The organism is Streptomyces sp. NBC_00435 (assembly GCF_036014235.1).
Taxonomy (GTDB): Bacteria; Actinomycetota; Actinomycetes; order Streptomycetales; family Streptomycetaceae; genus Streptomyces.
The window spans coordinates 3,375,049-3,400,729 of sequence record NZ_CP107924.1 but is presented as its reverse complement, the minus strand read 5'-3'; the positions used below and the strand labels follow the sequence as shown (position 1 = coordinate 3,400,729).

At 72.4% G+C, this 25,681-nt stretch carries 17 protein-coding genes and 1 tRNA gene; 9 read left to right on the top strand and 9 right to left on the bottom strand.

What is annotated here, in order from left to right:
• Positions 1-61: 61 nt before the first annotated feature.
• Positions 62-2,818: a phosphoenolpyruvate carboxylase gene (gene ppc, locus OG389_RS15525; protein WP_443059283.1), complete on the top strand. Its 2,757-nt coding sequence runs from the start codon at positions 62-64 to the stop codon at positions 2,816-2,818.
• 54 nt (positions 2,819-2,872) lie between these two features.
• On the opposite strand, the gene pth is transcribed toward ppc, so the two are convergent.
• From pth to OG389_RS15500, 5 genes are all read right to left on the bottom strand, one after another.
• Entirely contained in the window at positions 2,873-3,463 is a 591-nt protein-coding gene (pth, locus tag OG389_RS15520) for an aminoacyl-tRNA hydrolase (protein ID WP_328299073.1), read from the bottom strand.
• Between the two features lie 91 nt (positions 3,464-3,554).
• Positions 3,555-4,136, bottom strand: a complete 582-nt coding sequence (locus tag OG389_RS15515; RefSeq protein WP_328299072.1) for a 50S ribosomal protein L25/general stress protein Ctc — start codon at positions 4,134-4,136, stop codon at positions 3,555-3,557.
• 188 nt (positions 4,137-4,324) lie between these two features.
• A complete protein-coding gene (locus tag OG389_RS15510; protein WP_112451977.1) occupies positions 4,325-5,302 on the bottom strand; it encodes a ribose-phosphate diphosphokinase in 978 nt (325 codons plus the stop codon).
• A gap of 133 nt (positions 5,303-5,435) precedes the next feature.
• Positions 5,436-6,884 carry a bifunctional UDP-N-acetylglucosamine diphosphorylase/glucosamine-1-phosphate N-acetyltransferase GlmU gene (gene glmU / locus OG389_RS15505; RefSeq protein ID WP_328299071.1) on the bottom strand — a complete coding sequence of 483 codons (1,449 nt, stop codon included), beginning with the start codon at positions 6,882-6,884 and terminating at the stop codon, positions 5,436-5,438.
• A 110-nt stretch (positions 6,885-6,994) separates the two neighbouring features.
• A tRNA-Gln gene (locus OG389_RS15500) sits at positions 6,995-7,066 on the bottom strand.
• Positions 7,067-7,260: 194 nt separating this feature from the next.
• Here OG389_RS15500 and OG389_RS15495 point away from each other — a divergent pair.
• Positions 7,261-8,523: a sensor histidine kinase gene (locus tag OG389_RS15495; protein ID WP_328299070.1), complete on the top strand. Its 1,263-nt coding sequence runs from the start codon at positions 7,261-7,263 to the stop codon at positions 8,521-8,523.
• A gap of 233 nt (positions 8,524-8,756) precedes the next feature.
• Complete coding sequence (locus OG389_RS15490; protein ID WP_328299069.1) at positions 8,757-9,296, top strand: ferredoxin; 540 nt, start codon at positions 8,757-8,759, stop codon at positions 9,294-9,296.
• On the opposite strand, the gene OG389_RS15485 is transcribed toward OG389_RS15490, so the two are convergent.
• Both OG389_RS15485 and OG389_RS15480 read right to left on the bottom strand, forming a co-directional pair.
• Complete coding sequence (locus OG389_RS15485; protein ID WP_328299068.1) at positions 9,293-9,802, bottom strand: SUKH-3 domain-containing protein; 510 nt, start codon at positions 9,800-9,802, stop codon at positions 9,293-9,295. The genes OG389_RS15490 and OG389_RS15485 overlap by 4 nt on opposite strands.
• A gap of 5 nt (positions 9,803-9,807) precedes the next feature.
• Positions 9,808-10,410 (bottom strand): YwqJ-related putative deaminase, encoded by a 603-nt coding sequence (locus OG389_RS15480; RefSeq protein WP_328299067.1) that lies wholly within the window; start codon positions 10,408-10,410, stop codon positions 9,808-9,810.
• Positions 10,411-10,691: 281 nt separating this feature from the next.
• On the opposite strand from OG389_RS15480, the gene OG389_RS15475 reads away from it, so the two are divergent.
• From OG389_RS15475 to OG389_RS15465, 3 genes are all read left to right on the top strand, one after another.
• Complete coding sequence (locus OG389_RS15475; protein ID WP_328299066.1) at positions 10,692-11,741, top strand: SMI1/KNR4 family protein; 1,050 nt, start codon at positions 10,692-10,694, stop codon at positions 11,739-11,741.
• A gap of 7 nt (positions 11,742-11,748) precedes the next feature.
• On the top strand, positions 11,749-14,217 hold the full coding sequence (locus OG389_RS15470) for an SUKH-4 family immunity protein (RefSeq protein WP_328299065.1): 2,469 nt from the start codon (positions 11,749-11,751) through the stop codon (positions 14,215-14,217).
• A gap of 145 nt (positions 14,218-14,362) precedes the next feature.
• A complete protein-coding gene (locus tag OG389_RS15465; protein WP_328299064.1) occupies positions 14,363-15,235 on the top strand; it encodes a DivIVA domain-containing protein in 873 nt (290 codons plus the stop codon).
• A 264-nt stretch (positions 15,236-15,499) separates the two neighbouring features.
• Here OG389_RS15465 and OG389_RS15460 read toward each other — a convergent pair whose 3' ends face one another.
• A complete protein-coding gene (locus tag OG389_RS15460) occupies positions 15,500-16,309 on the bottom strand; it encodes a hypothetical protein (protein ID WP_328299063.1) in 810 nt (269 codons plus the stop codon).
• Positions 16,310-16,403: 94 nt separating this feature from the next.
• Positions 16,404-17,861 (bottom strand): MFS transporter, encoded by a 1,458-nt coding sequence (locus OG389_RS15455; RefSeq protein ID WP_443059282.1) that lies wholly within the window; start codon positions 17,859-17,861, stop codon positions 16,404-16,406.
• Between the two features lie 588 nt (positions 17,862-18,449).
• Here OG389_RS15455 and OG389_RS15450 point away from each other — a divergent pair.
• The 3 genes from OG389_RS15450 to mfd all read left to right on the top strand — a co-directional run bounded on the left by OG389_RS15450 (position 18,450) and on the right by mfd (position 25,596).
• Positions 18,450-19,226 (top strand): ABC transporter ATP-binding protein, encoded by a 777-nt coding sequence (locus OG389_RS15450; protein ID WP_443059281.1) that lies wholly within the window; start codon positions 18,450-18,452, stop codon positions 19,224-19,226.
• Positions 19,223-21,796: an ABC transporter permease gene (locus OG389_RS15445; protein WP_328299061.1), complete on the top strand. Its 2,574-nt coding sequence runs from the start codon at positions 19,223-19,225 to the stop codon at positions 21,794-21,796. Before OG389_RS15450 ends, OG389_RS15445 begins: the two co-directional genes overlap by 4 nt.
• Before the next feature lie 263 nt (positions 21,797-22,059).
• Entirely contained in the window at positions 22,060-25,596 is a 3,537-nt protein-coding gene (gene mfd, locus OG389_RS15440) for a transcription-repair coupling factor (protein WP_328299060.1), read from the top strand.
• Positions 25,597-25,681: the final 85 nt, after the last annotated feature.

Below are 25,681 nucleotides of genomic sequence, written 5' to 3'. Positions count from 1 at the left end.
ACCGCGCGTATCCGGGGCCCACCTCCCAGTAGCGCTCGAAACACTGCAAGGAGCCGCACCTGTGAGCAGTGCCGACCAGGCCCACTCGACCAACGCCGTCGCCATCGCCGCGGCCAACGCCGAGCTGCGCGCGGACATCCGCCGCCTCGGCGACCTCCTCGGCGAGACCCTCGTACGCCAGGAGGGCCAAGACCTCCTCGACCTGGTCGAACGCGTCCGGGCACTCACCCGCACCGACGGCGTCGCCGCCGCCGAGTTGCTCGGTGACACCGACCTGGAGACCGCCGCCAAGCTGGTGCGCGCCTTCTCCACCTACTTCCACCTCGCCAACGTCACCGAGCAGGTGCACCGCGGCAAGGAGCTGCGCGCCCACCGCGCCGCCGAGGGCGGGCTGCTGGCCCGCACGGCCGACATGCTCAAGGACGCCGACCCCGAGCACCTGCGCGAGACGGTCAAGAACCTCAACGTCCGGCCCGTCTTCACCGCGCACCCCACCGAGGCGGCCCGCCGCAGCGTCCTCAACAAGCTGCGCCGCATCGCCGCGCTCCTCGAGGAGCCCGTCTCGGGTGCCGGTGAACGCCGCCGCCACGACCTGCGCCTCGCCGAGAACATCGACCTCGTCTGGCAGACCGACGAGCTGCGCGTGGTCCGCCCCGAACCCGCCGACGAGGCCCGCAACGCCATCTACTACCTCGACGAGCTGCACGCCGGCGCCGTCGGCGACGTCCTCGAGGACCTCGCCGCCGAGCTCCAGCGCGTCGGCATCGAGATCCCGGCCGGCACCCGCCCGCTCACCTTCGGCACCTGGATCGGCGGCGACCGCGACGGCAACCCTAACGTCACGCCCGACGTGACCCGGGACGTGCTGATCCTCCAGCACGAGCACGGCATCACCGACGCCCTGGAACTCGTCGACTTCCTGCGCGGACTGCTGTCGAACTCCATCCGCTACACCGGCGTCACCGAGGAGCTCCTCTCCTCCCTCCAGGTCGACCTGGAGCGCCTCCCCGAGATCAGCCCGCGCTACAAGCGGCTGAACGCCGAGGAGCCGTACCGCCTCAAGGCCACCTGCATCCGGCAGAAGCTCGTCAACACCCGGGAGCGGCTCGCCAAGGGCACCCCCCACGAGGAAGGCCGCGACTACCTCGGCACCGCCGAGCTGCTCACCGACCTCACCCTCATCCAGACCTCCCTGCGCGAACACCGCGGCGCGCTCTTCGCCGACGGCCGCATGGACCGCACCATCCGCACCCTGGCCGCCTTCGGCCTCCAGCTCGCCACCATGGACGTGCGCGAGCACGCGGACGCGCACCACCACGCGCTGGGCCAGCTCTTCGACCGGCTCGGCGAGGAGTCCTGGCGCTACGCCGACATGCCGCGCGAGTACCGCGGCAAGCTGCTGGCGAAGGAGCTGCGCTCGCGCCGCCCGCTGGCACCCACCCCGGCCCCGCTCGACGCGGCCGGGCAGAAGACCCTCGGTGTGTTCGGTGCGATCAAGGACGCCTTCGAGAAGTTCGGCCCCGAGGTCATCGAGTCCTACATCATCTCGATGTGCCAGGGCGCCGACGACGTCTTCGCCGCCGCCGTCCTCGCCCGCGAGGCCGGCCTGATCGACCTGCACGGCGGCTGGGCCAAGATCGGCATCGTGCCGCTCCTGGAGACCACCGACGAGCTCAAGGCCGCCGACGTCATCCTCGACGAGATGCTCGCCGACCCCTCCTACCGGCGTCTCGTCTCGCTGCGCGGTGACGTCCAGGAGGTCATGCTCGGCTACTCCGACTCCTCGAAGTTCGGCGGCATCACCACTTCCCAGTGGGAGATCCACCGCGCCCAGCGCCGGCTGCGCGACGTGGCCCACCGCTACGGCGTACGCCTGCGCCTCTTCCACGGCCGTGGCGGCACCGTCGGCCGCGGCGGCGGCCCCTCGCACGACGCGATCCTCGCGCAGCCCTGGGGCACGCTGGAGGGCGAGATCAAGGTGACCGAGCAGGGCGAGGTCATCTCCGACAAGTACCTCGTCCCCTCGCTGGCCCGCGAGAACCTGGAGCTGACCGTCGCGGCCACCCTCCAGGCCTCCGCCCTGCACACCGCCCCGCGCCAGTCCGACGAGGACCTGGCCCGCTGGGACGCGGCCATGGACACCGTCTCGGACGCCGCGCACAACGCGTACCGGGAGCTCGTCGAGGACCCGGACCTGCCGGCGTACTTCTTCGCCGCCACCCCCGTGGACCAGCTCGCCGACCTGCACCTGGGTTCGCGTCCCTCGCGCCGCCCCGACTCGGGCGCGGGCCTCGACGGCCTGCGCGCCATCCCGTGGGTCTTCGGCTGGACCCAGTCCCGTCAGATCGTCCCCGGCTGGTACGGGGTCGGCTCGGGCCTGAAGGCCCTGCGCGAGGCCGGCCAGGGCAGCGCGCTGGCCGAGATGGGCGAGCGCTGGCACTTCTTCCGCAACTTCCTCTCCAACGTCGAGATGACGCTGGCCAAGACGGACCTGCGGATCGCCCGCCACTACGTCGACACCCTCGTGCCCGACGAGCTGAAGCACGTCTTCGCCCGCATCGAGGCCGAGCACGAGCTCACCGTCCGCGAGGTCCTGCGGATCACCGGGGGCGAGCGGCTCCTCGACTCCAACCCGGTCCTCCAGCAGACCTTCTCGGTCCGTGACGCGTACCTGGACCCGATCTCCTACCTCCAGGTCTCCCTGCTGGCCCGCCAGCGCGCGGCCGCCGAGCGGGGCGAGGAGGCGGACCCGCTGCTGTCCCGGGCCCTGCTGCTGACCGTCAACGGCGTCGCGGCGGGTCTGCGCAACACCGGCTGACGGCACACACCCGAGGGGCCCGCGCACCACTGGTGCGCGGGCCCCTCGGCAGTGCTAGCTGTTGTACGCGGACTGCGCGCGCTCCAGGCCCTCCTGGATCAGGCACTCCACGGCGTCCGCCGACCGGTCGACGAACCAGTCCAGCTCCTTGCGCTCGGTGGAGGAGAAGTCCTTCAGCACGAAGTCCGCGACCTGCATCCGGCCGGGCGGGCGGCCGATGCCGCAGCGCACCCGGTGGTAGTCCGGTCCCATCGACTTCGTCATCGACTTCAGCCCGTTGTGGCCGTTGTCCCCGCCGCCCAGCTTCAGCCGCAGCGTCGGGTAGTCGATGTCCAGCTCGTCGTGGACCGCGACGATCCGGTCCAGCGGCACCTTGTAGAAGTCCCGCAACGCCGTCACGGGGCCGCCGGACAGGTTCATGAACGACATGGGCTTGGCCAGCACCACGCGCCGGTTCGCGGGTCCCGGCGGGCCCATGCGGCCCTCGACCACATGCGCGCGGGCCTTGTGCGCCTTGAACTTGCCGCGCATCCGCTCCGCGAGCAGGTCGGCCACCATGAAACCGATGTTGTGGCGGTTGCCCGCGTACTCCGCACCCGGATTCCCGAGGCCCACGATCAGCCAGGGCGCCGCGTCGTCCGACATCAAAAGCTCCTTATACGAAGACGACCGCCGTCCCGCTCCAGTGGAGCCGGACGGCGGTCGTTCAGCAAGTGCTGAGGGGGAGGGGCGAGGCTCAGGCCTCGGTGCCCGCGGCCTCGGCGGCCGGCTCCTCGGCCTGCGCGCCGATGACCTGCAGGACGGCGATGTCGCCGTCGACGGCCAGGGTGGTGCCGGCCGGCAGGACCAGGTCAGAGGCGGTGATGGTGGCACCGGCCTCCAGGCCCGCGATGGACACGGTGACCTCGGTCGGGATGTGCGTGGCCTCGGCCTCGACGGAGATGGTGTTCTGGAGGGTCTCCAGCATGTTGCCACCCGGGGCCAGCTCGCCCTCGGTGACGATCGCGACGTCGACGGTGACCTTTTCGCCCTTCTTGACGATCAGGAAGTCGACGTGGGAGATCGAACGCTTCAGCGGGTGCTTCTGCACGGCCTTCGGGATGACCAGCTCGGTGCCGCCGCCCGCGATGTCCAGGGAGAGCAGGACGTTCGGGGTGCGGAGTGCCAGCTGCAGGGCGTGGGCGTCGACGTTGACGTGCTTCGGGTCGGTGCCGTGGCCGTAGATGACCGCGGGGGTCAGGGCGTCACGACGGGCCTGGCGGGCAGAGCCCTTGCCGAAGTTCTCACGGACCTGCGCGGCAAGCTTGATCTCGGACATGCTCACTCCTCGTGGGGTGACGGAAATGGACGACAGTCACCCGGCCGGAACACGGCCTGCTACGAAGAGCGCGTCGATAACGGAGCATCCGGTACCTGTCGGAAACAGGTACGGCCTCCCTCGCCGAGCAACTCGAGGAGTGTACCCGGGGAGGGAGGCCGTACCCAAAACGATCTCTGCTGGGACTGCTACTGCTGCTCTTCGAACAGGCTGGTGACCGAACCGTCCTCGAAGACCTCGCGCACCGCGCGGGCGATCATCGGGGCGATGGACAGCACCGTGATCTTGTCGAGCTCCAGGTCGGACGGGTCCGGCAGGGTGTTCGTGAACACGAACTCGCTGACCTTGGAGTTCTTCAGGCGGTCGGCGGCCGGGCCCGACAGGATGCCGTGCGTGGCCGTCACGATGACGTCCTCCGCGCCGTGCGCGAAGAGCGCGTCGGCGGCGGCGCAGATGGTGCCACCCGTGTCGATCATGTCGTCGACCAGGACGCAGACGCGGCCCTTGACCTCACCGACGACCTCGTGGACGGTCACCTGGTTGGCGACGTCCTTGTCGCGGCGCTTGTGGACGATCGCCAGCGGGGCGTCCAGGCGGTCGCACCAGCGGTCGGCGACGCGCACGCGGCCGGCGTCCGGGGAGACGATGGTCAGCTTGGAGCGGTCGACCTTGGCGCCGACGTAGTCCGCGAGGACCGAGAGGGCCGAGAGGTGGTCGACCGGGCCGTCGAAGAAGCCCTGGATCTGGTCCGTGTGCAGATCGACCGTGAGGATGCGGTCGGCACCCGCGGTCTTCAGCAGGTCCGCGACCAGACGCGCCGAGATCGGCTCGCGGCCCTTGTGCTTCTTGTCCTGGCGGGCGTACCCGTAGGACGGGACGATCACGGTGATGGAGCGTGCCGACGCGCGCTTGAGCGCGTCGATCATGATCAGCTGTTCCATGATCCACTTGTTGATCGGAGCCGTGTGGCTCTGGATCAGGAAGCAGTCCGCGCCACGAGCAGACTCCTGGAAGCGGACGTAGATCTCGCCGTTCGCGAAGTCGAAAGCCTTGGTCGGCACGAGGCCGACACCGAGCTGGTGCGCGACCTCCTCGGCCAGCTCGGGGTGGGCGCGGCCGGAGAAGAGCATCAGCTTCTTCTCGCCGGTCGTCTTGATCCCGGTCACAGCACTGTCTCCTCAGACGTGGGAAAGCTGCTCGCCCCCATGTGCGTCCGTCCCGCACACGGTGAGCCAGCCGAATTGCGTGCACCTATCACGGTACGCCGTCTCGGGCGCAGCCGTTTCCGGTCAGTTCACCTCAGCGTTCGCCGGAGTCCTCGCGGACCACCGACTGAGCCGCTGCCGCGGCGGCACTTCCCGGACGCTTGCGGGCCACCCAGCCCTCGATATTCCGCTGCTGGCCACGGGCCACGGCCAGTGCGCCGGGCGGCACGTCCTTCGTGATCACGGATCCGGCGGCCGTGTAGGCGCCGTCCCCGATGGTGACGGGAGCCACAAACATGTTGTCCGAACCCGTCTTGCAGTGTGAGCCGACGGTCGTGTGGTGCTTGTGCTCACCGTCGTAGTTCACGAACACGCTGGCCGCGCCGATGTTCGTGTACTCGCCGATCGTCGCGTCGCCGACGTAGGAGAGGTGCGGGACCTTGGTGCCCTCGCCGATCGTCGCGTTCTTCATCTCCACGTACGTTCCGGCCTTGGCCTTCGGCCCCAGGTTCGTGCCCGGACGCAGGTACGCGAAGGGGCCGACGCTCGCGGCCTCGCCCACGACGGCGGTGTCCGCCACCGTGTTGTCCACCCGGGCGCGCGCACCCACGTGCGTGTCCTTCAGGCGGGTGTTGGGGCCGACCTCGGCCTCCTCGGCGACGTGCGTGGTGCCGAGCAGCTGGGTGCCGGGGTGGACGATCGCGTCCTGGCCGAAAGTCACCGTCACGTCGACGAGCGTGCTGGCCGGGTCGACGATCGTCACACCGGCGAGCATGGCGCGCTCCAGCAGACGCGCGTTCAGCAGCGCGCGGGCCTCGGCGAGCTGGACCCGGTTGTTGATCCCGAGGATCTGCCGGTGGTCGGCGCCCACGGCCGCGCCGACGCGGTGGCCGGCCTCGCGCAGGATGCCGAGCACGTCGGTGAGGTACTCCTCGCCCTGGCTGTTGTCGGTGCGGACCTTGCCGAGGGCGTCCGCGAGCAGGGCGCCGTCGAAGGCGAAGACACCGGAGTTGATCTCGCGGATCGCGCGCTGGGCCTCGGTGGCGTCCTTGTGCTCCACGATCGCGGTGACGGCTCCGGTGCCGGCGTCGCGCACGATGCGGCCGTAGCCGGTGGAGTCGGGGACCTCGGCGGTCAGCACGGTGACGGCGTTGCCGTCGGCCTCGTGCGTCGCCGTCAGCCCGGCCAGGGTCTCGCCGGTCAGCAGCGGGGTGTCGCCACAGACGACGACCACGGTGCCGGCCGGCCGGTCGCCGAGCTCCTCGAGGGCCATCCGGACGGCGTGACCGGTGCCGTTCTGCTCGTACTGGACCGCGGTGCGGACGTCGGCGTCGATGGCGGCGAGGTGCGCGGTGACCTGCTCGCGGGCGTGTCCGACGACGACGACGAGGTGGGCCGGGTCCAGCTCGCGGGAGGCGGCGACGACGTGACCGACGAGCGAGCGCCCGCTGATCTCGTGCAGGACCTTGGGTGTGGCCGACTTCATGCGGGTGCCTTCACCCGCTGCGAGTACGACGACGGCTGCCGGGCGGTTGGCGCTCACGGGTGTGCCCTTCGGCTTCGGGTGGTGGACCCGTGAAGGATACCGGTGGGTTTAAGGCTCTAAACGAGGGCGGGTCCTGACGGTGACCGTCAGGACCCGGACCGGCAAGGCTCCCCTGTCAGGACTCGAACCCGAACATAAGGCACCAAAAGCCTCAGTGCTGCCAATTACACCACAGGGGATCTTCATCGACTTAACCGGACATTATGCCCTCTTGGTCGAGCCGACGGCACCTACTATGCCGCACCGGGCGCCCTGAATGCGACGGTACGAATGCGAGCCTCCGGGGACGTGGACCACGAGGCAACCCCGGTGCGTGTCGCCCACGTTCCCGCGCTTCGTGAGGGGAGCGCGACGGCTGCGTAGGCTGGACCGCATGACCAGTACGGGGGAAGAGCAGGGCGATGCGGGGGCCGGGCGGGACGGGCCCCTGTGGTGGGAACGGCGCCGTTCGGCCGTGCTGGACGTGGGGCTCGGGGCGGTGTCCGCCGTCGAGTGCGCCGTGGAGGGCGTGGGGTTCGCGCACGAGGCCGGGATCCCGGTCCCGGCGGGGGTGCTGTTCGGGTTCGCGGTCGGGGCCGTGCTCCTGCTGCGAAGGCGCTGGCCGGTCGCCGTGGTGCTGGTGGGGATCGCCGTGTCGCCCGCCGCCATGGGCTTCCTGCTCGGCGTGGTCGGGCTGTACACGCTCGCCACCTCCGAGGTGCCCCGGCGGATCACCGCGACGCTGACCGCGATGTCACTGGCCGCGACCTACGTGGTGATGTACCTGCGCACCCGCGGGGACGAGGAGGCCGGCCACACCCTCGTCGTCCTGCTGTCCGTGTTCGTGGCGGTGGCGCTGACCGTGCCGCCGGTACTGCTCGGGCTGTACACGGCGGCCCGCAGGCGGCTGATGGAGAGCCTGCAGGAGCGCGCGGCCTCGCTGGAGCGGGAGCTGTCGCTGCTCGCGGACCGGGCGGAGGAACGGGCCGAGTGGGCCCGTACGGAGGAACGGACCCGGATCGCCCGCGAGATGCACGACGTCGTCGCGCACCGCGTGTCGCTGATGGTGGTGCACGCGGCCGCGCTGCAGGCGATCGCCGTCAAGGACCCCGCGAAGGCCGTGAAGAACGCCGCACTGGTGGGTGACATGGGCCGCCAGGCGCTGACGGAACTGCGGGAGATGCTCGGCGTCCTGCGGGCGGGGACGCCCAAGCGGGTCGCCCCGGCGACCGCGGTGGCCCTCGTGGGTACCTTCGAGGACGGGCCGACGCTGGGTGAGCTGGAGACGCTCGTCGGTCAGTCGCGGGCGGCCGGGATGGCCGTGGAGCTCGATGTGCGCGGCGAGTACCTGGCCTACCTGGCGGAGGTGGAGCAGACGGCCTACCGGGTGGTGCAGGAGGCGCTGACCAACTGCCACAAGCACGCTCCGGGCGCGCGGGTCGTCGTACGGCTGGCGCACCGGGAGGGCGAGGTGGCCATGCAGGTGGAGAACGGGCCGTGCGACGGCCAGGCGGCCGAGCCGGGCCTGCCCAGCGGAGGGAACGGCCTGGTCGGGATGCGCGAGCGGGTGCTGGGCCTGGGCGGGGTGTTCGTGTCCGGGCCGACGGACGAGGGCGGCTTCAGGGTCTCGGCGGTACTGCCGGGCGGACGGGGGTAGCGGGGACGGTCCGGGACGCGCGAGCTGGCGGCGGCCCCGGCCGGGCCCGCCGGGCGGGCCCGGCCGCGGTACCTGCAAGCGGCGCTCGGCGTGCGGGGCCGCCGGGCGCACTCGGCCGGTGGCCCCGCCGGTGATCCGCGGGCGTATGTTTTCCGGCTGGAGGAAGGCCGGTACCCGGAGGCCGGGCAGCGGCCGCCGGAGCTGTGAGGCGCGGCTGACAGGGGGAGAACGGGATGACGGTGGGCTGGGATCCGGTGGCGGGGCTTACGGGCGAGGACCGCAAGCTGTTCCAGGGGCGGTGGGAGAAGCGGCTCTGGCTGAACGTGCCCGGCCCCTTCTACACGGGCGAGACGGACACGTGCTGGACCGGGCGGCTGAACGCGCCGGCCAACGTCATGTACACGGCCAGCAGCGAGGGCAGCCTCGAGTACGTCTTCCGGCAGCCCCGGAATCCGGACGAGGTCCGCCAGCTGGTGGACGCGGCCGACGAGGAGCCGTTCCAGGAGTACGCCTACGACGGGGACCGCTGGTGGACCCCGGCCGCGGTGCGCCAGTGGTGGTCCGCCCGCGGGCGGGTCGAGGAGCACCTGACGGCCACGCTCGCGGAGTACGGGGACAGCGTCCACCCCGCCGACCGGGACGCGGCCACGGGAGCCCGGGAGTTCCGGGCGTACCTCGCGGGCGGCCTCGCCGGAGATCTGCGGGCGTACCTCTTCCGGCTGGAGGAGGGCCGCTACCCCGGGGCCGGGGAGCGGCTTCCGGAGCTCGGTTAGGCGGTCGTGAGGCGGGTCGGCTGGAGGCCGGTCAGCAGGAGGGTGAGGGCCTCGTCGAGCCCGGCGCCCAGGTACCAGTCGCCCGTGTGGTCCACGCAGTAGACGCGGCCCTCGCGGTCAAGGGCGAGATGGGAGGTCCCGTCGGCCTCGACGCCGAGGGGGCACAGCTGCGTGGACAGGGCGCGGCCGAGGTCGGCGAAGGTACGGGCGAGGTGCAGGCCCGTGAGGGGGTCCAGCCGTACGGCGGTGGGCGCGATCTGGCGGCCGGGACCCGGGGCGGCGACGGTGAGGTTCCCGAACTCCGCCCAGGCCTCGACGGCGGCCGGGAAGACCGTGTGGCGGTGCCCGGCGGGCGTGGTGTGGTCGCGCAGGGCGTCGGCCCAGTACTCGGCCTGCTTGATGTCCCAGCGGCCCGGCTCCCAGCCGGCGGTGCGCAGGGCGGAGTCCACGGCCACCGGGAAGCGGGCGGCCGAGGAGCGGTCGTAGGAAGCGGAGGTGACGCTCATGGTGGCTACTCGGGGTGGGTGAGGTCGACGGGTCGTACGCCGAAGTGGGCGAGGAGGGCCTCGCAGGAGCGGCAGGGAGGTGCGTAGCTGCCGTGGAGCGGGTCGCCGTCCTCGCGGATGCGGCGGGCGGTGATCTTGGAGTGTTTCAGCGAGCGGCGGGCCTCGCTCGGGGTGAGCGGCTTGCGCGAGGCGCGCTTGCTGCGGGCGCCCTCGACGGCGGCCAGGTGGCGGGAGAGCAGGAGCGCCTCCGGACATCGGCCGGTGAAACGTTCGCGCTGACCGCTGGTGAGGGTGTCCAGGAAGTCCTGGACGAGAGCGTGCAGTACGGGCGGCAGATCGGCTTTGCCGGCGGTGCCGGTGAGGGTTTCGCCCCGTACGGACAGGGCGGCGGCCACGGTGGGCAGGATGCCGTCGCGGCGGAACCTGAGCGTGGGCACGGCGGGCCGGCCGTCACCGCCGCCGCCCCAGCCCAGTCGGGGGTCGCCGGGGCCCGGTGCGGCGGCGCCGCCGTCGGGCGCGCCGTGGGCCTGCGCCGGGACGGTCGCCGGAGCGCCGGCTCCAGCGGTGCCGGCGGGGTCCGTGGCGCCGTGCGCGACCGTGGGGCCCATGGGTCCTGAGTGGGCGTCGGCCGCGTCTGTGCGTGTTGCCGTGTTCTGCATGGTTGCGCTTTCCCTCCCGTGGCGGCGGTGGAGACCGCTGTCGCGCACGCCCCCGTGCTGTGGGGACAGCCTGTCAAATGTCCCCTGAGATGTGGAAGCGGGGTCGAATATTCGTATCAATTCGGATCTTCCCGGCTGTCGTGCGGGTGCCTCCATCGCGAGCGGGTGAGGCCCTTGCCGGAACACATAGGCTGTGGTGAACCAGCCAGATCCAGCAGGGGGCTACCGCCATGACGACAGGTCGGCTCGGGCATCAGGCCGCGCCACCCAACGCCGCTTATTCGGGGCAGGTCGTGCATTTCCCGGACCCGGTCCGGGCCGCGCGCCATCCCCACGGAGTCCGCATCGACGCGAACGGGCATCCCGACTTCGCGCCGTACGCACGCGCGGCGGTGGAGATCGCCGAGCCGCCGGAGGGCTTCGGCGTGGACGAGCTGCGCCTGACGGACTGCGTGTCCGCCAACGCCGCCATGCGGGCCACCGGCCACGAGCTGTGGGACACGGTCGGCCCGGTGGCCACCCCGCACGGCTGGACCTGGCACCACGTCTCCGGCACGCGCCGGGTGGAGCTGGTCCCGGTCGAGGTGAAGGCGCTGCTGCGGCACCACGCCGGTCTGGTGACGGCGCCGGTGGACCACGGCAAGCGCGGCACGCGGGCCCTGCAGGAGACGCGCCCGGTGCACCTGGGACTGCCCAAGACGGTGGTCTCGGTCTCCGAGCAGCAGGTCCAGGGCGTCGAGGAGGACCTCGGCTACCGGCTCCCGGAGGCGTACCGCTCCTTCCTGAAGGCGGCGGGCGGCTGCGCCCCCGTGGGCGCGGGACTGGACGTGGAGCTGGGCCTGCTGGTGGACCAGCCGTTCTTCACGGTGCGCGAGGAGGCGGCGGTCAACGACCTCGTCTACGTCAACAAGTGCCTGCGGGACCACCTGACGAAGGACTACCTGTGCGTGGCCTTCGCGCAGGGCGGGCTGCTCGCGGTGAAGGTGCGGGGCGCTTCGGTCGGCTCGGTCTGGTTCTCCCCGTACGACGATGCGCGCGACCAGGACGGCTGGTCGGTGCAGGAACGCGTGGAGCGGTTGCTGCTGCCGTGCGGTGCGGATTTCGACGCCTTCCTCGAGCGGCTGGCGGGCAATCCGCCGGAACTGGAAACGGTGGCCGGTCTGATGGTGGACGGCGGATTCGCACGCTCGGTTCCCGTGTCGGGGCCGGCATCGGGTACGGGGTCGGCGGAGCGTTCGGTTCCGGGTGCCGGGACGGCATCCGCACCGGTGGAGGGGTGACGGCGCGATGGTGACGTTTGCGCAGGCGCAGGAGCGCGCCGAGGAATGGATCAACGGGGACGTGCCCGCGTACCAGCACCGCGAGGTGCGCGTACGGGAGTTCGGGCTCGGTTTCGTGGTGTGGGCCGAGGACCGGGCGGCCGGTCCGGTGTCCGGCGCCGGCCGGCAGCGGCTGGTCATCGCGCGGGACAGCGGGGAAGTGACGCTCTGGCCCGGGCTGCCGGTGGGTGAGGTGATCCGCCGCTACGAGGAGGAGTACGGGGCGTCGGCCGCGCAGGCCGAGGCTTCGATGCCGGTGCCGCGCATCGACTCGGAACAGACCTCGTTCATGCTGAGCCCGCCGGAGTGGCTGCAGGAGGCGGCGGACCGGGCCGGGATCCCGGCGGCTCCGCAGGCTGCCGCGGCTTCGGCGGCTCCGGTCGCGGCCGCGCAGGCCGATCCGGTGGCTCCGGTGGCTTCCGAGCCGGTCGCCTCCGAGCCGGTGCCGTTGCGGCGCGGGGGAGAGGTCCCGTACGAGCCGACGGCCAACGAAGGGGTGCCCGCCGGGGTTCCGACCGGGGCCACGCCGTGGGCCGGGACCGATGTGAACGGTGCGGACTCCGTGTCCGTGCCGCTGCCGGCGACGGTGTTCGCGCCGCCGCTGTCCGGATCGGACCTGGACGACGGCCCGTCGCCGTCCGGCCCGGGCCCGGAGGCGCGCACGACGCTGATGCCGAGGGGCAGCGAGCTGCCGAAGACCGCAGTGGTGCCGGCGCTCGATCCGGAGCCGGGGGCCGACGCGGGCCCGGGTGCCGGTCCGGGCTCCCGGCCCGGTGCGCCCTCCGGGGACATCGCCGACGCGCCGACGAGCAAGGCCCGGGTCAACCGGTCCGCGGCGCCCGCGCCCGTGAACCCGCCGGGTCCGCCCGGTGCGCCGGGTGCGCCGGGCGGCGGCTCGGAGCCGCCCTCGTACGCCGCCACGATGCTCGCGGCTCCCGGCGGACCGCAGCAGCCCGCGCCGCCGGGTCCTCCGGGGGTTCCCGGGGCTCCTCGTGTTCCCGGTGTTCCCGGTGGGCTGGACCACGCCGCGACGATGCTGGCCGGTCCGGCCGTGAACGGGCAGCCGCCCGCGCCGCCCGGCCCGCCGGGTGCGCCCGGTGCGCCCGGAGCTTCCGGCGGGCGCGGGGACTCGTACGCCGCCACCATGCTGGCGGGCCCCGGCGGACCGCAGCAGCCGGGTCCGCCCGGACCACCCGGGGCTCCGGGTGCCGGGCAGCCGCCCGGTCCCCCCGGTGTACCGGGCGCGGGCGCCCATCAGGCCGCCACGATGCTCGCCGGTCCCGGCGTACCCCAGCCGCCCGGTCCGCCGGGTGCTCCCGGGGCTCCTGGTGTTCCCGGTGACGGGCTGGACCATGCCGCGACGATGCTGGCCGGTCCGGGCGTGACCGGGCAGCCGCCCACGGCGCCCGGCCCGCCCGGTCCCGCGCCGCGGGGCCCCGCACCCGCGCCGCAGCCCGGGGTGCCCACGGTCGGTCCCGGCTACCAGGCCGTGCTGCGCTACCGTGCGCCCGACGGCTCCGAGCAGCAGCTCATCCGCCGCTCCGCGCCCGGCACCCCGCACCCGGAGTGGCAGATCCTGTACGAGCTGCGTTCGATGAACGTGCCGCCGCAGCAGGTGCTGGAACTGCACACCGAGCTGGCCTCCTGCGAGCTGCCCGGTGGCTACTGCGCGCGCATGATCCGGGAGACCTGGCCGCAGGTCCGGATCACGAGCGTGGCCCCGTACGGGACGGACCACGCGGGCCGGCAGCAGGGCATGCAGCACCTGCTGACCCACCAGGGCGAGCTGCACCAGGTGGCGGACGGTCCGGCGCGCCCCGCGCCGCTGCGCGCACCGCTGCCGCAGGTGCCGCTGCAGCCGGCGATCCCGCTGGACGCGATCGCGCACGAGCTGGCCGGAGCGTTCGGGCCGCAGGGCGTCTTCCGCTTCGAGCAGCGCGCCGTGTCCCGGCAGGGCGTGCCGGAGATCGTGGCGCAGACGCTGATGTGGTCGGGGCTGCCGGTCGACTTCGGGCCGTTCTTCTGGGCCCAGGCCGTACCGGGTGCCCCGCTGCCGACGCTGGCCGAACTGGCCGCGCAGCGGCAGGTGCAGCCGGCCTCGGACGCGGGCTCGTACCTCGTCGTCGGCAGCGACTTCGGCAAGGCGCTGTGCGTGCAGTACGGCACCGCGCACATCGTGGCGGTGCCGGTGGAGGGCGGTCCGGGCGGGGCGCCGGTGCCTCCGCAGTTCGTGAACTCCTCGCTGCCGCAGTTCGTACGGTCGCTGGCGATGCTGGGTCACATGTGGCGGCTGCGCCAGCACCTGACGCCGGAGCAGGCGGGCCGCTGGACCGTCGATTTCCAGGCGAATCTGGCGGGGCTGGACAGCGCGGCGCTGGCCTCGCCGGAGAACTGGTGGGCGGTGCTGCTGGAGCAGATGTGGGACGGACTCCTCTGACCGGCGTCTGACCGGCGGCGGAACCCGTACCGAACCGGATGGCCGGGCCGGGACCCTCGAACAGGGTCTCGGCCCGGCCATTCGGGCTTCTGCGAGCAAATGACGCATCCTTGGCAGGAATCCCCGCGAGAGAGGCGCTTCCAGGATGAGTGCACCCTTTACGACCGTGCGCGGCCGTGGCTACCGGGCGGAAGAGGTGGACCGGTACCTCGCCCGGCTGTCGGGGAGCCGGGACGAGGCCTGGGAGCGGGTGGCCCGACTGACCGTGCTGGCCCGGCAGATGGACGCGGAGGCGGAGCGGCTGCGCGCGGAGGTCTCCGGACTGGCCCCGCAGACGTACGAGGTGCTGGGCGAGCGGGCCCGCCGGATCCTGCTGTTGGCCGAGGAGGAGTCCGAGACGCTACGGCTGAACGCGCGGGCGGACGCGCTGGCGACGGCGGACGCCGCCGAGGCACACGCCGAGCGGGTGGCCGGGCTGGCGGGCACTGACGCGGAGGCGGTGCGAGAGCAGACGGAGGTCCGGGCCCGCCAGGGGCTGCTGCGGGCGGGGCGCGAGGCGGACGGCACACGGGCGGAGGCACGGGAGGACGCCGCCGCATGGCGGGCGGAGGCGGCCGCCGCACTGGTGGAGACGGGGCGCCGGGCGGACGCGCTGCTCGCGGAGCGCGAGCAGGAACACGCGGAGCGCTGGGATGCGGCGGAGCGGGAGCTGGCGGCGCGGGAGGCGGAGCTGGACTCGCGCCACCTCGAGCTGGAGCGGTACGCGGAGTCCCGCCTGGCGGAGGCGAAGCGGGCGTTCGCGCAGGCGCAGGAGACGGCGCGGCACGGCCAGGAGGACGCGGAGGCGAGGGCGGCGGAGCTGATCGCGGAGGCGCGGGTGCAGGAGGAGCGGGTCGGGCGGGAGACGGACCGCGTCCTGCGCGAGCACGGGGAGTCCCAGGAGGAGATGCGGGCCCACATGAACCACGTCCGCTCCAGCCTCGCCGCCCTGACGGGCCGAGCCCCGGCGGAGGGCTGACACCAGCCCTGGGGCGGAGCCCCAGGGGCCTCGGGTGCAGCCCGGGGTCCTGCGGGTCCGGGCTGTGCCCGGGGAACGGTGGAAGGGTGGGTAGGGGACTTCGCCCCGCAGGGCCGGACCAGCCGCACCCGTCCACCGGGCCCCGCGCCGGGACGGCAGGGGTGGCACCCGTCAGGTCACCGCCGGACGGAGTCGGACGCGGCGGCGCGAAGCCCGGGGAGGCCCGCCAGGGGCGAGTGCGGCGGGCAGCGCCTCAAGAGGGGGTCAGGCCGCGGGAGCGTAGGGGGCCGGATCGCTCCGCAGGCCGCGACTGGTGACCACCACGGTGAAGGCGGGCGCCGCCGCCACCGGCAGGGCCGCGGTCAGCGCCCCCGCCGGGGTGACGGCGGTCGCCAGGGCCGTGCCGTCCACCTCGACCCGCGGATCGTGCCCGAAGCCCCCGCCCTCCACGGTCAGCAGACCCTCCGTCACGGACACGCGCGTGATCACCGGGTTGCCCCGGGTCGCCATCTTGTTCAGGAGGTACGCCCCCGCGGGCGCCCCCGTCAGCGCCCACATCTCCGTCGGCAGCTTCGGCAGCCCGCCCCGCAGGTCGGTCACGAAGAACGCCACCACGTACAGCATCGTGACCGCGCTCAGCGCGACGTACTGCAGGTCGACCAGGTCGGTCCGGCCGCCGTCGTTCGCGATCAGGTCGTGCAGCGGGCGCCGCTCCGAGCCCTTGGGCGCGGGCTTGGCCATGCTGCCGTTCTCCACCCGCAGTCCGACCACCGCCTTCGCCGCGATCAGGGCGGTGTACGGGCCCCCGAGCAGGGGGAGGTAGACGGTCGTCAGGGAGGACAGCGGCCCGTCGGGCCCCTGGAACCAGTCGACGCCGCCGCCCGCGACGAGTCCGTAGCCGAGGGTCGCCAGGAGGAGCCAGACCAGGATCACCGTCCAGGCCAGGGCCAGGGTGATCGAGGTGGAGAGGCGGCCGTCGCGGCCGGTGACGAAACCCGGGCGGCGTACGAGGCGCAGGACGATCGGGGCCGCGAGTGCGGCGAGTAAGGCGAGTGCGAAGAGTGCGGACGTCATGTGCTCTGGTCCCCCCGGGAGTGTGGTCTCCGCAGAGAGTTACCGCCTCAGCCGGGGCATGACAAGTCCCGCCCCGCACCCCCGCCCACCGCACTCACTCCTCCCGTTGCTCCGGCAGCACCGGGAACCTCCGCGGCGCCACCAGCAGCAGCACCAGCGCTGACGAGACCGCCGCCAGCGTCGCGCCGAGGAAGATGTGGTCCCCGGCGGCGGCCACCGCCTGCCGCAGGTACTCGGCGGCGGCCGGCGGGAGGAGGTCCGGGTGGGTCAGCGCCTTGGAGGCGTCGTCCAGGCGGGTGGGGAGTCCGGGCACCGGGGCGTCCGCCAGCCGGGCCGCGACGGTGGCGTTGGCCACGGCACCGAGCAGCGCGGCGCCGATGCTCTGGCCGACGTTGCGGCAGAACAGCACCGAGGCGGTGGTCGTCCCGCGCTCCTCCCAGCCGACCGTGGACTGCACCCCGACGATCAGCGGGAGCTGGAAGAGGCCGAGGGCCCCGCCCAGCAGCAACATGATCAGCGCGGGCTGCCAGACCGGGGCGGGATAGGGGAGCAGGGTGAAGGAGCCGAGGACGACGGCGGCCAGGCCGACGCCGGTGGCGGCGGTGTTGCGGAAGCCGATGCGCCGGTAGACGTGCTGGGCGAGGGCGGCGCTGACGGGCCAGCTCAGGGTCATCGCGGAGGTGACCAGACCGGCGCCGGTGGGGCCGAGGCCGAGCACGGTCTGGGCGTACGTCGGCATGAACAGCATCGGGGCGACCATCAGCAGGCCGAGCCCGGCCATGGCGAGGTTGACGGCGGCGATGGTGCGCCGGCGCCACACCCAGCCGGGCAGGATGGGCTCCGCGGCCCGGCGTTCGATCCGGACGACGAGCACGCCCAGCACCGCGCTCGCGCCCAGCAGCCCCAGTGAGGGAGCCGACAGCCAGGGCCAGGCGACCCCGCCCTGCACGAGCGCGAAGTGCAGCAGACCGCCGCAGGCGAAGACGGCCAGTGCCCCCGCCCAGTCGACGGGGCCCCGGCGGCCGGGGGCCCGGGTGGGTTCGACCAGGTGACGGCTGATGACCAACAGGGCGGCGGCGGCCAGCGGCAGGTTGAGCAGGAAGATCCAGCGCCAGTCGGTGTACGAGGCGATCAGCCCGCCGAGCGCCGGGCCGGCCAGGGCCGAGGTGGCCCACACCACGGACATCCGTGCCTGGATGCGCGGGCGTTCCCTGAGCGGGTAGAGGTCGGCGGCCAGGGTCTGGACGGTGCCCTGCAGGGCACCGCCGCCCAGGCCCTGGAGGATCCGGAAGGCGATGAGGGCGGCCATGTTCCAGGCAGCCGCGCACAGCAGCGAGCCGAGCAGGAAGAGGCTGATGCCGAGGAGCAGGACGGGCTTGCGGCCGTAGGTGTCGGAGAGCTTGCCGTAGACGGGCAGGGTGACGGTTCCGGCCAGGATGTAGCCGGAGAAGATCCAGGAGAAGACGGCGAAGCCGCCGAGGTCGCCGACGATCTGCGGGACCGCGGTGGAGACGATGGCGCCGTCGAGGGCGACGAGGCCCATGGTCAGCATCAGCGCGGCGACGACGGTCGTGGGGGGCCGCGCGGGCGGCGGCGACGCGGCTTCCTTCCCGCGGGCCCCGGCGGACCCCGGATCTGCGGACCCCGGATCTGCGGACCCCGGATCTGCGGACCCCGGATCTGCGGACCCCGGCCCCGCGGACCCCGGCCCCGCGGATCCGTCCCGGGGTATGCCTCCGGCGCCGCCGTCGGTACTCGCCCCCGTGCTCTCCCCTGAGCCCATGAAAAACCCCTCCCCCCGTGCGTACCTGCGCAGACACCCTCTCACCGCCGTGCGACGGGCTGGTATCCCCCCAGGGCGCCTCGTCCCAACGGGCGAGATCCCCTAGGGGTTGCTCCTCACAAGGATCCAGGGACGCTTCGTCCCGGGGGAGGAGGAAGTCCGGCCGATGCGGTCTTTAACTGGTTACTACAGGGCGGGAAGCGGGGGGTAGGGCTAGCACCCCTACGGATACGGCGCTTGGCACCAGCGCGCCGGAGCTCCCCGGCCAGCAGACTTCAAGTGAACCGACGACGTACGGATCAACCGGTACGGATCGATCGGTCCGATCGAGCGAGGGGAAACACCGTGACAACGGCTATGACCGAAACCAGGCACGGGGGTACTGGAGGGCATGCTGCCGTCGCGGCGCGGGCGCGGAAGGTCGTCAAGGCCTACGGCTCCGGCGAGACGCGCGTCGTCGCCCTCGACTCGGTGGACGTGGACATCCAGCGCGGCCAGTTCACCGCGATCATGGGCCCCTCGGGCTCCGGCAAGTCCACGCTGATGCACTGCCTGGCCGGGCTGGACACGGTGACGAGCGGTGAGATCTTCCTGGACGACACCGAGATCACCGGCCTGAAGGACAAGAAGCTCACGCAGCTGCGGCGGGACCGGATCGGTTTCATCTTCCAGGCGTTCAACCTGCTGCCGACGCTCAACGCCCTGGAGAACATCACGCTCCCCATGGACATCGCGGGCCGCAAGCCCGACAGCGAGTGGCTGAACCGGGTCGTGGAGACCGTGGGTCTGGCGGGGCGCCTCAAGCACCGGCCGACCGAGCTCTCCGGCGGTCAGCAGCAGCGCGTGGCCGTCGCCCGTGCCCTGGCCTCCCGTCCCCAGATCATCTTCGGCGACGAGCCCACCGGAAACCTCGACTCCCGGGCCGGGGCCGAGGTGCTCGGCTTCCTGCGCCGCTCGGTGAGCGAGCTGGGCCAGACCATCGTCATGGTCACCCACGATCCGGTCGCCGCCTCCTACGCGGACCGCGTCATCTTCCTCGCCGACGGCCGCATCGTCGACGAGATGCACACACCCACCGCCGAGCAGGTCCTGGACCGCATGAAGGACTTCGACGCACGCGGGCGGACCTCATGACCGTCATGAAGACCGCGCGGCGCAACTTCTTCGCGCACAAGGGGCGGATGGCGCTCTCCGCCGTGGCCGTCATGCTCTCCGTCGCCTTCGTCTGCGGCACCCTGGTGTTCACCGACACCATGAACACCACCTTCGACAAACTCTTCGCGGTCACCAACTCCAACGTCACGGTCACCCCGAAGAAGGTGGAGACCAGCGGGGAGACCGCCGACACCGGCAAGCCGCAGACGCTGGCCGCCTCGGTGGTCGAGCAGGTGAAGAAGGCGCAGGGCGTGAAGTCCGTCGAGGGCGGCGTCGCCTCGATGGCCGTCACCGTCGTCAACTCCAAGAACGAGAACCTCGGCTCGACCACGGGCGCCCCGACCTTCGCGGGCAACTGGACCGAGAACGAGCTGAAGTCGATGAAGATCATCGAGGGGCAGGCCCCGCGCGGCCCCACCGAGGTGATGATCGACGGCGACACCGCGAAGAAGCACCACCTGAAGCTCGGTGACGACATCCGCACCATCGCCGTCACCGGCGACATCCGTTCCAGGATCAGCGGCATCGCCGCCTTCACCGTGACCAACCCGGGTGCGACGGTCGTCTACTTCGACACCGCCACCGCGCAGCAGAAGCTGCTCGGCGCCACGGACGTGTTCTCGCACCTCAACGTCACCGCCAAGGAGGGGGTGAGCGACACCCAGCTGAAGCAGGACGTCGCCGCCGCCGTCGGCGCGGACACCTACCAGCTGCAGACCGCCAAGGAAGCGGCGGACGCCAACCGCAAGGACATGTCCTTCCTGGACATCATGAAGTGGGTGATGCTCGGCTTCGCCGCGATCGCCTTCCTCGTCGGGATCTTCCTGATCTTCAACACCTTCTCGATGCTGGTCGCCCAGCGCACCCGTGAGATCGGTCTGATGCGCGCCATCGGCGCCGACAGCGGCCAGGTCCTCAAGTCCGTGGTCATCGAGGCCTTCCTGCTGGGAGTCGTCGGCTCGGTCCTCGGGGTCGGCGCGGGCATCGGCCTGGCCGTCGGCCTGATGAAGCTCATGGGCCAACTGGGCATGAGCCTGTCCACCGACGACCTGACGATCGCCTGGACCACCCCGGTCGCCGGCATGGTCCTCGGCATCCTCGTCACCGTGGTCTCCGCCTACATACCGGCCCGGCGGGCCGGCAAGGTCTCCCCGATGGCCGCCCTGCGCGAGGTCGGCACCCCCGGCGACAAGAAGGCCGGCCGGATCCGCGCCGCCATCGGTCTGACCCTCACCGGCATCGGCGCCGCGGGCCTGTACCTCGCCTCCACCGCCGACACGGCCGGCACCGGAGCCCAGTGGCTCGGTCTGGGCGTCCTGTTCACCCTCATCGGCTTCATCGTGATCGGCCCGCTCCTCGCGGGTGTCGTGGTCCGGGCCCTGTCGGCTCCGGTGCTGCGGCCCTTCGGATCCATAGGCCGCCTCGCCGAGCGCAACGCGCTGCGCAACCCGCGCCGCACCGGCGCCACCGCCGCCGCGCTGATGATCGGACTCGCGCTGGTCGCCTGCCTGTCGGTGGTTGGCTCCTCGATGGTGGCCTCCGCCACCGACGAGCTCGACAAGTCGGTCGGCGCCGACTTCATCGTCCAGTCCCAGACGGGCCAGCCGATCGTCCCCCAGGCCGAGGAGGCGCTGCGCAGGACCCAGGGCCTGGCCCACGTCACGGCGTACCGCGAGGTGGACGCCAAGATCACCGCCCCCGACGGCAGCTCCGAGCTCTCCGGGCTCGGCGTCCAGGACCCCACGTACGCCCAGGACATCCGCCGCAAGATGATCGCCGGCGAGCACGCGGCGGCGTACGGACCGGGCGCGATGTCGGTCGGCTCCGAGTGGGCCGACAAGCACCACGTGCAGCTCGGCGACGAGCTGACGGTCGCCTTCACGGGTGGCAGCACCGCCAAGCTCAAGATCGCGGCGATCACCAGCGACGAGGGCAACCTCGACAAGGGCATGAAGTACATCAGCACCGCCACCGCCGCGGCGCACCTGCCGGCCGACAAGATGCCCCGGCCGTTCATGCTGCTGGCCACCGCGAAGGACGGCCAGGACGACCCCGCGTACGCGGCGGTCAAGTCGACGCTCGCCGAGTACCCGCAGTACCAGGTGCTCAACCAGACGGACTACAAGCAGGCCCTGAAGGACCAGGTCGGCCAGCTGCTGAACGTGGTCTACGCCCTGCTGGCACTCGCGATCATCGTCGCGGTCCTGGGCGTTGTGAACACCCTGGCCCTCTCGGTGGTCGAGCGGACCCGCGAGATCGGCCTGATGCGCGCCATCGGTCTCTCCCGCCGCCAGCTGCGCCGCATGATCCGGCTGGAGTCGGTGGTCATCGCCCTCTTCGGCGCCCTGCTGGGCCTGGGCCTAGGCATGGGCTGGGGCGCCACCGCCCACCAGCTCCTCGCGCTGGAGGGCATGAAGATCCTTGAGATCCCGTGGCCGACGATCCTCGGCGTCTTCGCCGGATCGGCCCTGGTCGGCCTGCTGGCCGCGCTCTTCCCGGCCTTCCGGGCGGGCCGGATGAACATCCTGAACGCGATCGCCAGCGAGTAGTCGCCGGTCGGTCGTACGGGGGGAACGCCCCGGCCCCGGTCCACCCCTTCGGGCGGACCGGGGCCGGTCGGCGTTGCCGGGCCCCCGGTGGCCCCGCCGGGGCGGGCCGGACCCCGGAGCGGCGCCCGTCCCGCGCCGGCGCCGCCGATCTCCCGCGCGGCTGTCGGTCCCGCGTCGTAGGGTGGGAGCCCCCGGCCCGTGAGACGTGTCGGGCCCTTCGCGTTGCCGCCTCACGGCACCTCACCGGATGGAAAGCCGCCTTCATGAGCCTGCACGGACTGCTCGACGCCGTCACCCGGGACCCCGCACTCACCGAGGCGGTCACCGCGGCCGGTGACGGCAACCGCATGCACGTGGACCTCGTCGGCCCGGCCGCCGCCCGGTCCTTCGCCATCGCCGCGCTGGCCTCCCGTACCGGCCGGACCGTCCTCGCGGTCACCGCCACCGGACGGGAGGCCGAGGACCTGGCCGCCGCGCTCCGCTCGCTCCTGCCTCCGGACGAGGTGGCGGACTACCCGTCCTGGGAGACGCTGCCGCACGAGCGGCTCTCGCCGCGCAGCGACACCGTCGGCCGCCGGATCGCCGTGCTGCGCCGCCTCGCGCACCCGAGCAAGGACGACCCCGCCGCGGGCCCGGTCTCCGTGGTGGTCGCGCCGATCCGGTCCGTACTCCAGCCGCAGGTCAAGGGGCTCGGGGACCTGGTCCCGGTGAGCCTGCGCCAGGGCGTCGCCGTGGACCTCGGCGAGGTGACGCAGGCGCTCGCCGCGGCCGCGTACTCCCGGGTCGAGCTGGTGGAGAAGCGCGGCGAGTTCGCCGTGCGCGGCGGCATCCTCGACGTGTTCCCGCCCACCGAGGAACACCCGCTGCGCGTGGAGTTCTGGGGCGACGAGGTCGAGGAGATCCGCTACTTCAAGGTTGCCGACCAGCGGTCCCTGGAGATCGCCGAGCACGGTCTGTGGGCCCCGCCCTGCCGGGAGCTGCTGCTCACCGACGAGGTGCGCGAGCGCGCCGCGGCCCTCGCCGAGCTCCACCCCGAGCTCGGAGAACTGCTCCACAAGATCGCCGAGGGCATCGCGGTCGAGGGCATGGAGTCCCTCGCCCCGGTCCTGGTCGACGACATGGAGCTCCTGATCGACGTACTGCCCGCCGGTTCGATGGCGGTGGTGTGCGATCCGGAGCGGGTCCGCACCCGGGCCTCCGACCTGGTGGCGACCTCCCAGGAGTTCCTGATGGCCTCCTGGGCGGCCACCGCGGGCGGCGGCGAGGCCCCCATCGACGTCGGCGCGGCCTCGCTCCGCGGGATCGCCGACGTACGGGAGCACGCGCGCGAGCTCGGCATGATGTGGTGGTCGGTGTCCCCGTTCGCCGCCGACGAGGCGGACCTGAGCGGCGGAGACACCCTCAAACTCGGCATGCACGCCCCCGAGGCCTACCGCGGCGACACCGCCCGGGCACTGGCCGACACCAAGGCCTGGATCGCCGACGGCTGGCGCACCGTCTACCTCACCGAGGGCCACGGCCCGGCCGCCCGTACCGTCGAGGTGCTCGGCGGCGAGGGCATCGCGGCCCGCCTGGAGGCCGATGTCTCCGCCCTGGAGCCCTCGCTGGTCCACGTCTCGTGCGGCTCCCTGGACAACGGCTTCGTGGACCCGGTGCTCAGGCTCGCCGTGCTCACCGAGACCGATCTGACCGGCCAGCGCACCGCCACCAAGGACCTGGGCCGGATGCCCACCCGGCGCCGCAAGACGATCGACCCCCTCACCCTGGAGGTCGGCGACTACATCGTCCACGAACAGCACGGCGTGGGCCGGTACATCGAGATGGTGCAGCGCACCGTGCAGGGCGCCACCCGCGAGTACCTGCTGGTCGAGTACGCGCCGGCCAAGCGCGGGCAGCCCGGCGACCGGCTCTACATCCCCACCGACCAGCTGGAGCAGGTCACCAAGTACGTCGGCGGCGAGGCCCCGACCCTGCACCGGCTCGGCGGCGCCGACTGGACCAAGACCAAGGCGCGCGCGAAGAAGGCGGTCAAGGAGATCGCCGCCGACCTGATCAAGCTCTACAGCGCCCGCATGGCCGCGCCCGGCCACACCTTCGGCCCGGACACCCCCTGGCAGCGCGAACTGGAGGACGCCTTCCCGTACGTGGAGACGCCCGACCAGCTCACCACCATCGCCGAGGTCAAGGAGGACATGGAGAAGTCCGTCCCCATGGACCGCCTGATCTGCGGTGACGTCGGCTACGGCAAGACCGAGATCGCGGTCCGCGCCGCCTTCAAGGCGGTCCAGGACGGCAAGCAGGTCGCCGTCCTCGTCCCCACCACGCTGCTGGTGCAGCAGCACTTCGGGACCTTCTCCGAGCGGTACGCGCAGTTCCCGGTCAAGGTGAAGGCGCTGTCCCGCTTCCAGAGCGATTCGGAGTCCAAGGCGACGCTGGAGGGCCTGCGCGAGGGCTCGGTCGACATCGTCATCGGTACGCACCGGCTGTTCTCGCAGGAGACGAAGTTCAAGGACCTGGGCCTGGTCATCGTCGACGAGGAGCAGCGGTTCGGCGTCGAGCACAAGGAGCAGCTGAAGAAGCTGCGCGCCAACGTGGACGTCCTGACGATGTCCGCGACCCCGATCCCGCGCACCCTGGAGATGGCGGTCACCGGCATCCGCGAGATGTCCACGATCACCACCCCGCCCGAGGAGCGCCACCCGGTCCTGACCTTCGTCGGCCCCTACGAGGAGAAGCAGATCGGCGCCGCGATCCGCCGCGAGCTGCTCCGCGAGGGCCAGTGCTTCTACATCCACAACCGGGTCGAGTCCATCGACCGGGCGGCCGCCAAACTGCGCGAGATCGTGCCCGAGGCGCGCATCGCGACGGCGCACGGGCAGATGTCGGAACAGGCCCTGGAACAGGTCGTGGTGGACTTCTGGGAGAAGAAGTTCGACGTCCTGGTCTCGACGACGATCGTCGAGTCCGGCATCGACATCTCCAACGCCAACACCCTCATCGTCGAGCGCGGTGACAACTTCGGCCTCTCCCAGCTCCACCAGCTGCGCGGCCGGGTGGGCCGCGGCCGTGAGCGCGGGTACGCGTACTTCCTCTACCCGCCGGAGAAGCCGCTGACCGAGACCGCGCACGAGCGGCTCGCGACGATCGCCCAGCACACCGAGATGGGCGCGGGCATGTACGTGGCGATGAAGGACCTGGAGATCCGCGGCGCGGGCAATCTGCTCGGCGGGGAGCAGTCCGGTCACATCGCGGGCGTCGGCTTCGACCTCTACATCCGCATGGTCGGCGAGGCGGTGGCCGACTACCGGTCCGCCGTCGACGGCGGGGTGGAGGAGGAGCCGCAGCTGGAGGTCAAGATCGAGCTGCCGGTCGACGCGCACGTCCCGCACGACTACGCGCCGGGTGAGCGGCTGCGCCTCCAGGCGTACCGGTCCATCGCCGCGGCCAACTCCGAGGAGGACGTCAAGGCCGTCCGCGAGGAGCTCACCGACCGCTACGGCAAGCTGCCGGAGCCGGTGGAGAACCTGCTGCTGGTGGCCGGACTGCGGATGCTCGCCCGGGCCTGCGGAGTCGGTGACATCACCCTCCAGGGGCCCAACATCCGTTTCGGTCCGGTGGAGTTGCGTGAATCGCAGGAGCTGCGCCTCAAGCGGCTCTACCCGGGCTCGGTGATCAAGCCGGCCGCCTCGCAGGTGCTGGTGCCGCGGCCGAAGACGGCGCGCGTGGGCGGCAAGCCGCTGGTCGGGCGGGAACTGCTGGGCTGGACCGGGGAGTTCCTCGCCACGATCCTCGGCTCCTGAGGCCCGCGGGGAGCGGGACGGCCGGGACGCTCTCGACGGACGTGGCGGCGGCCGCGGCCGGGGACCTTCGCGGTCCCCCGCCGCG

Coding starts and splice junctions, on each gene's coding strand:
- OG389_RS15470 (WP_328299065.1), top strand. CDS start 11,749: ATGGTGACGTTTGCGCAGGCGCAGGAGCGCGCCGAGGAATGGATCAAC.
- OG389_RS15475 (WP_328299066.1), top strand. CDS start 10,692: ATGACGACAGGTCGGCTCGGGCATCAGGCCGCGCCACCCAACGCCGCT.
- OG389_RS15485 (WP_328299068.1), bottom strand. CDS start 9,802: ATGAGCGTCACCTCCGCTTCCTACGACCGCTCCTCGGCCGCCCGCTTC.
- OG389_RS15460 (WP_328299063.1), bottom strand. CDS start 16,309: ATGACGTCCGCACTCTTCGCACTCGCCTTACTCGCCGCACTCGCGGCC.
- OG389_RS15465 (WP_328299064.1), top strand. CDS start 14,363: ATGAGTGCACCCTTTACGACCGTGCGCGGCCGTGGCTACCGGGCGGAA.
- OG389_RS15480 (WP_328299067.1), bottom strand. CDS start 10,410: ATGGGCCCCACGGTCGCGCACGGCGCCACGGACCCCGCCGGCACCGCT.
- OG389_RS15515 (WP_328299072.1), bottom strand. CDS start 4,136: ATGTCCGAGATCAAGCTTGCCGCGCAGGTCCGTGAGAACTTCGGCAAG.
- pth (WP_328299073.1), bottom strand. CDS start 3,463: ATGTCGGACGACGCGGCGCCCTGGCTGATCGTGGGCCTCGGGAATCCG.
- OG389_RS15490 (WP_328299069.1), top strand. CDS start 8,757: ATGACGGTGGGCTGGGATCCGGTGGCGGGGCTTACGGGCGAGGACCGC.
- OG389_RS15445 (WP_328299061.1), top strand. CDS start 19,223: ATGACCGTCATGAAGACCGCGCGGCGCAACTTCTTCGCGCACAAGGGG.
- OG389_RS15495 (WP_328299070.1), top strand. CDS start 7,261: ATGACCAGTACGGGGGAAGAGCAGGGCGATGCGGGGGCCGGGCGGGAC.
- OG389_RS15450 (WP_443059281.1), top strand. CDS start 18,450: ATGACCGAAACCAGGCACGGGGGTACTGGAGGGCATGCTGCCGTCGCG.
- mfd (WP_328299060.1), top strand. CDS start 22,060: ATGAGCCTGCACGGACTGCTCGACGCCGTCACCCGGGACCCCGCACTC.
- OG389_RS15455 (WP_443059282.1), bottom strand. CDS start 17,861: ATGCTGACCATGGGCCTCGTCGCCCTCGACGGCGCCATCGTCTCCACC.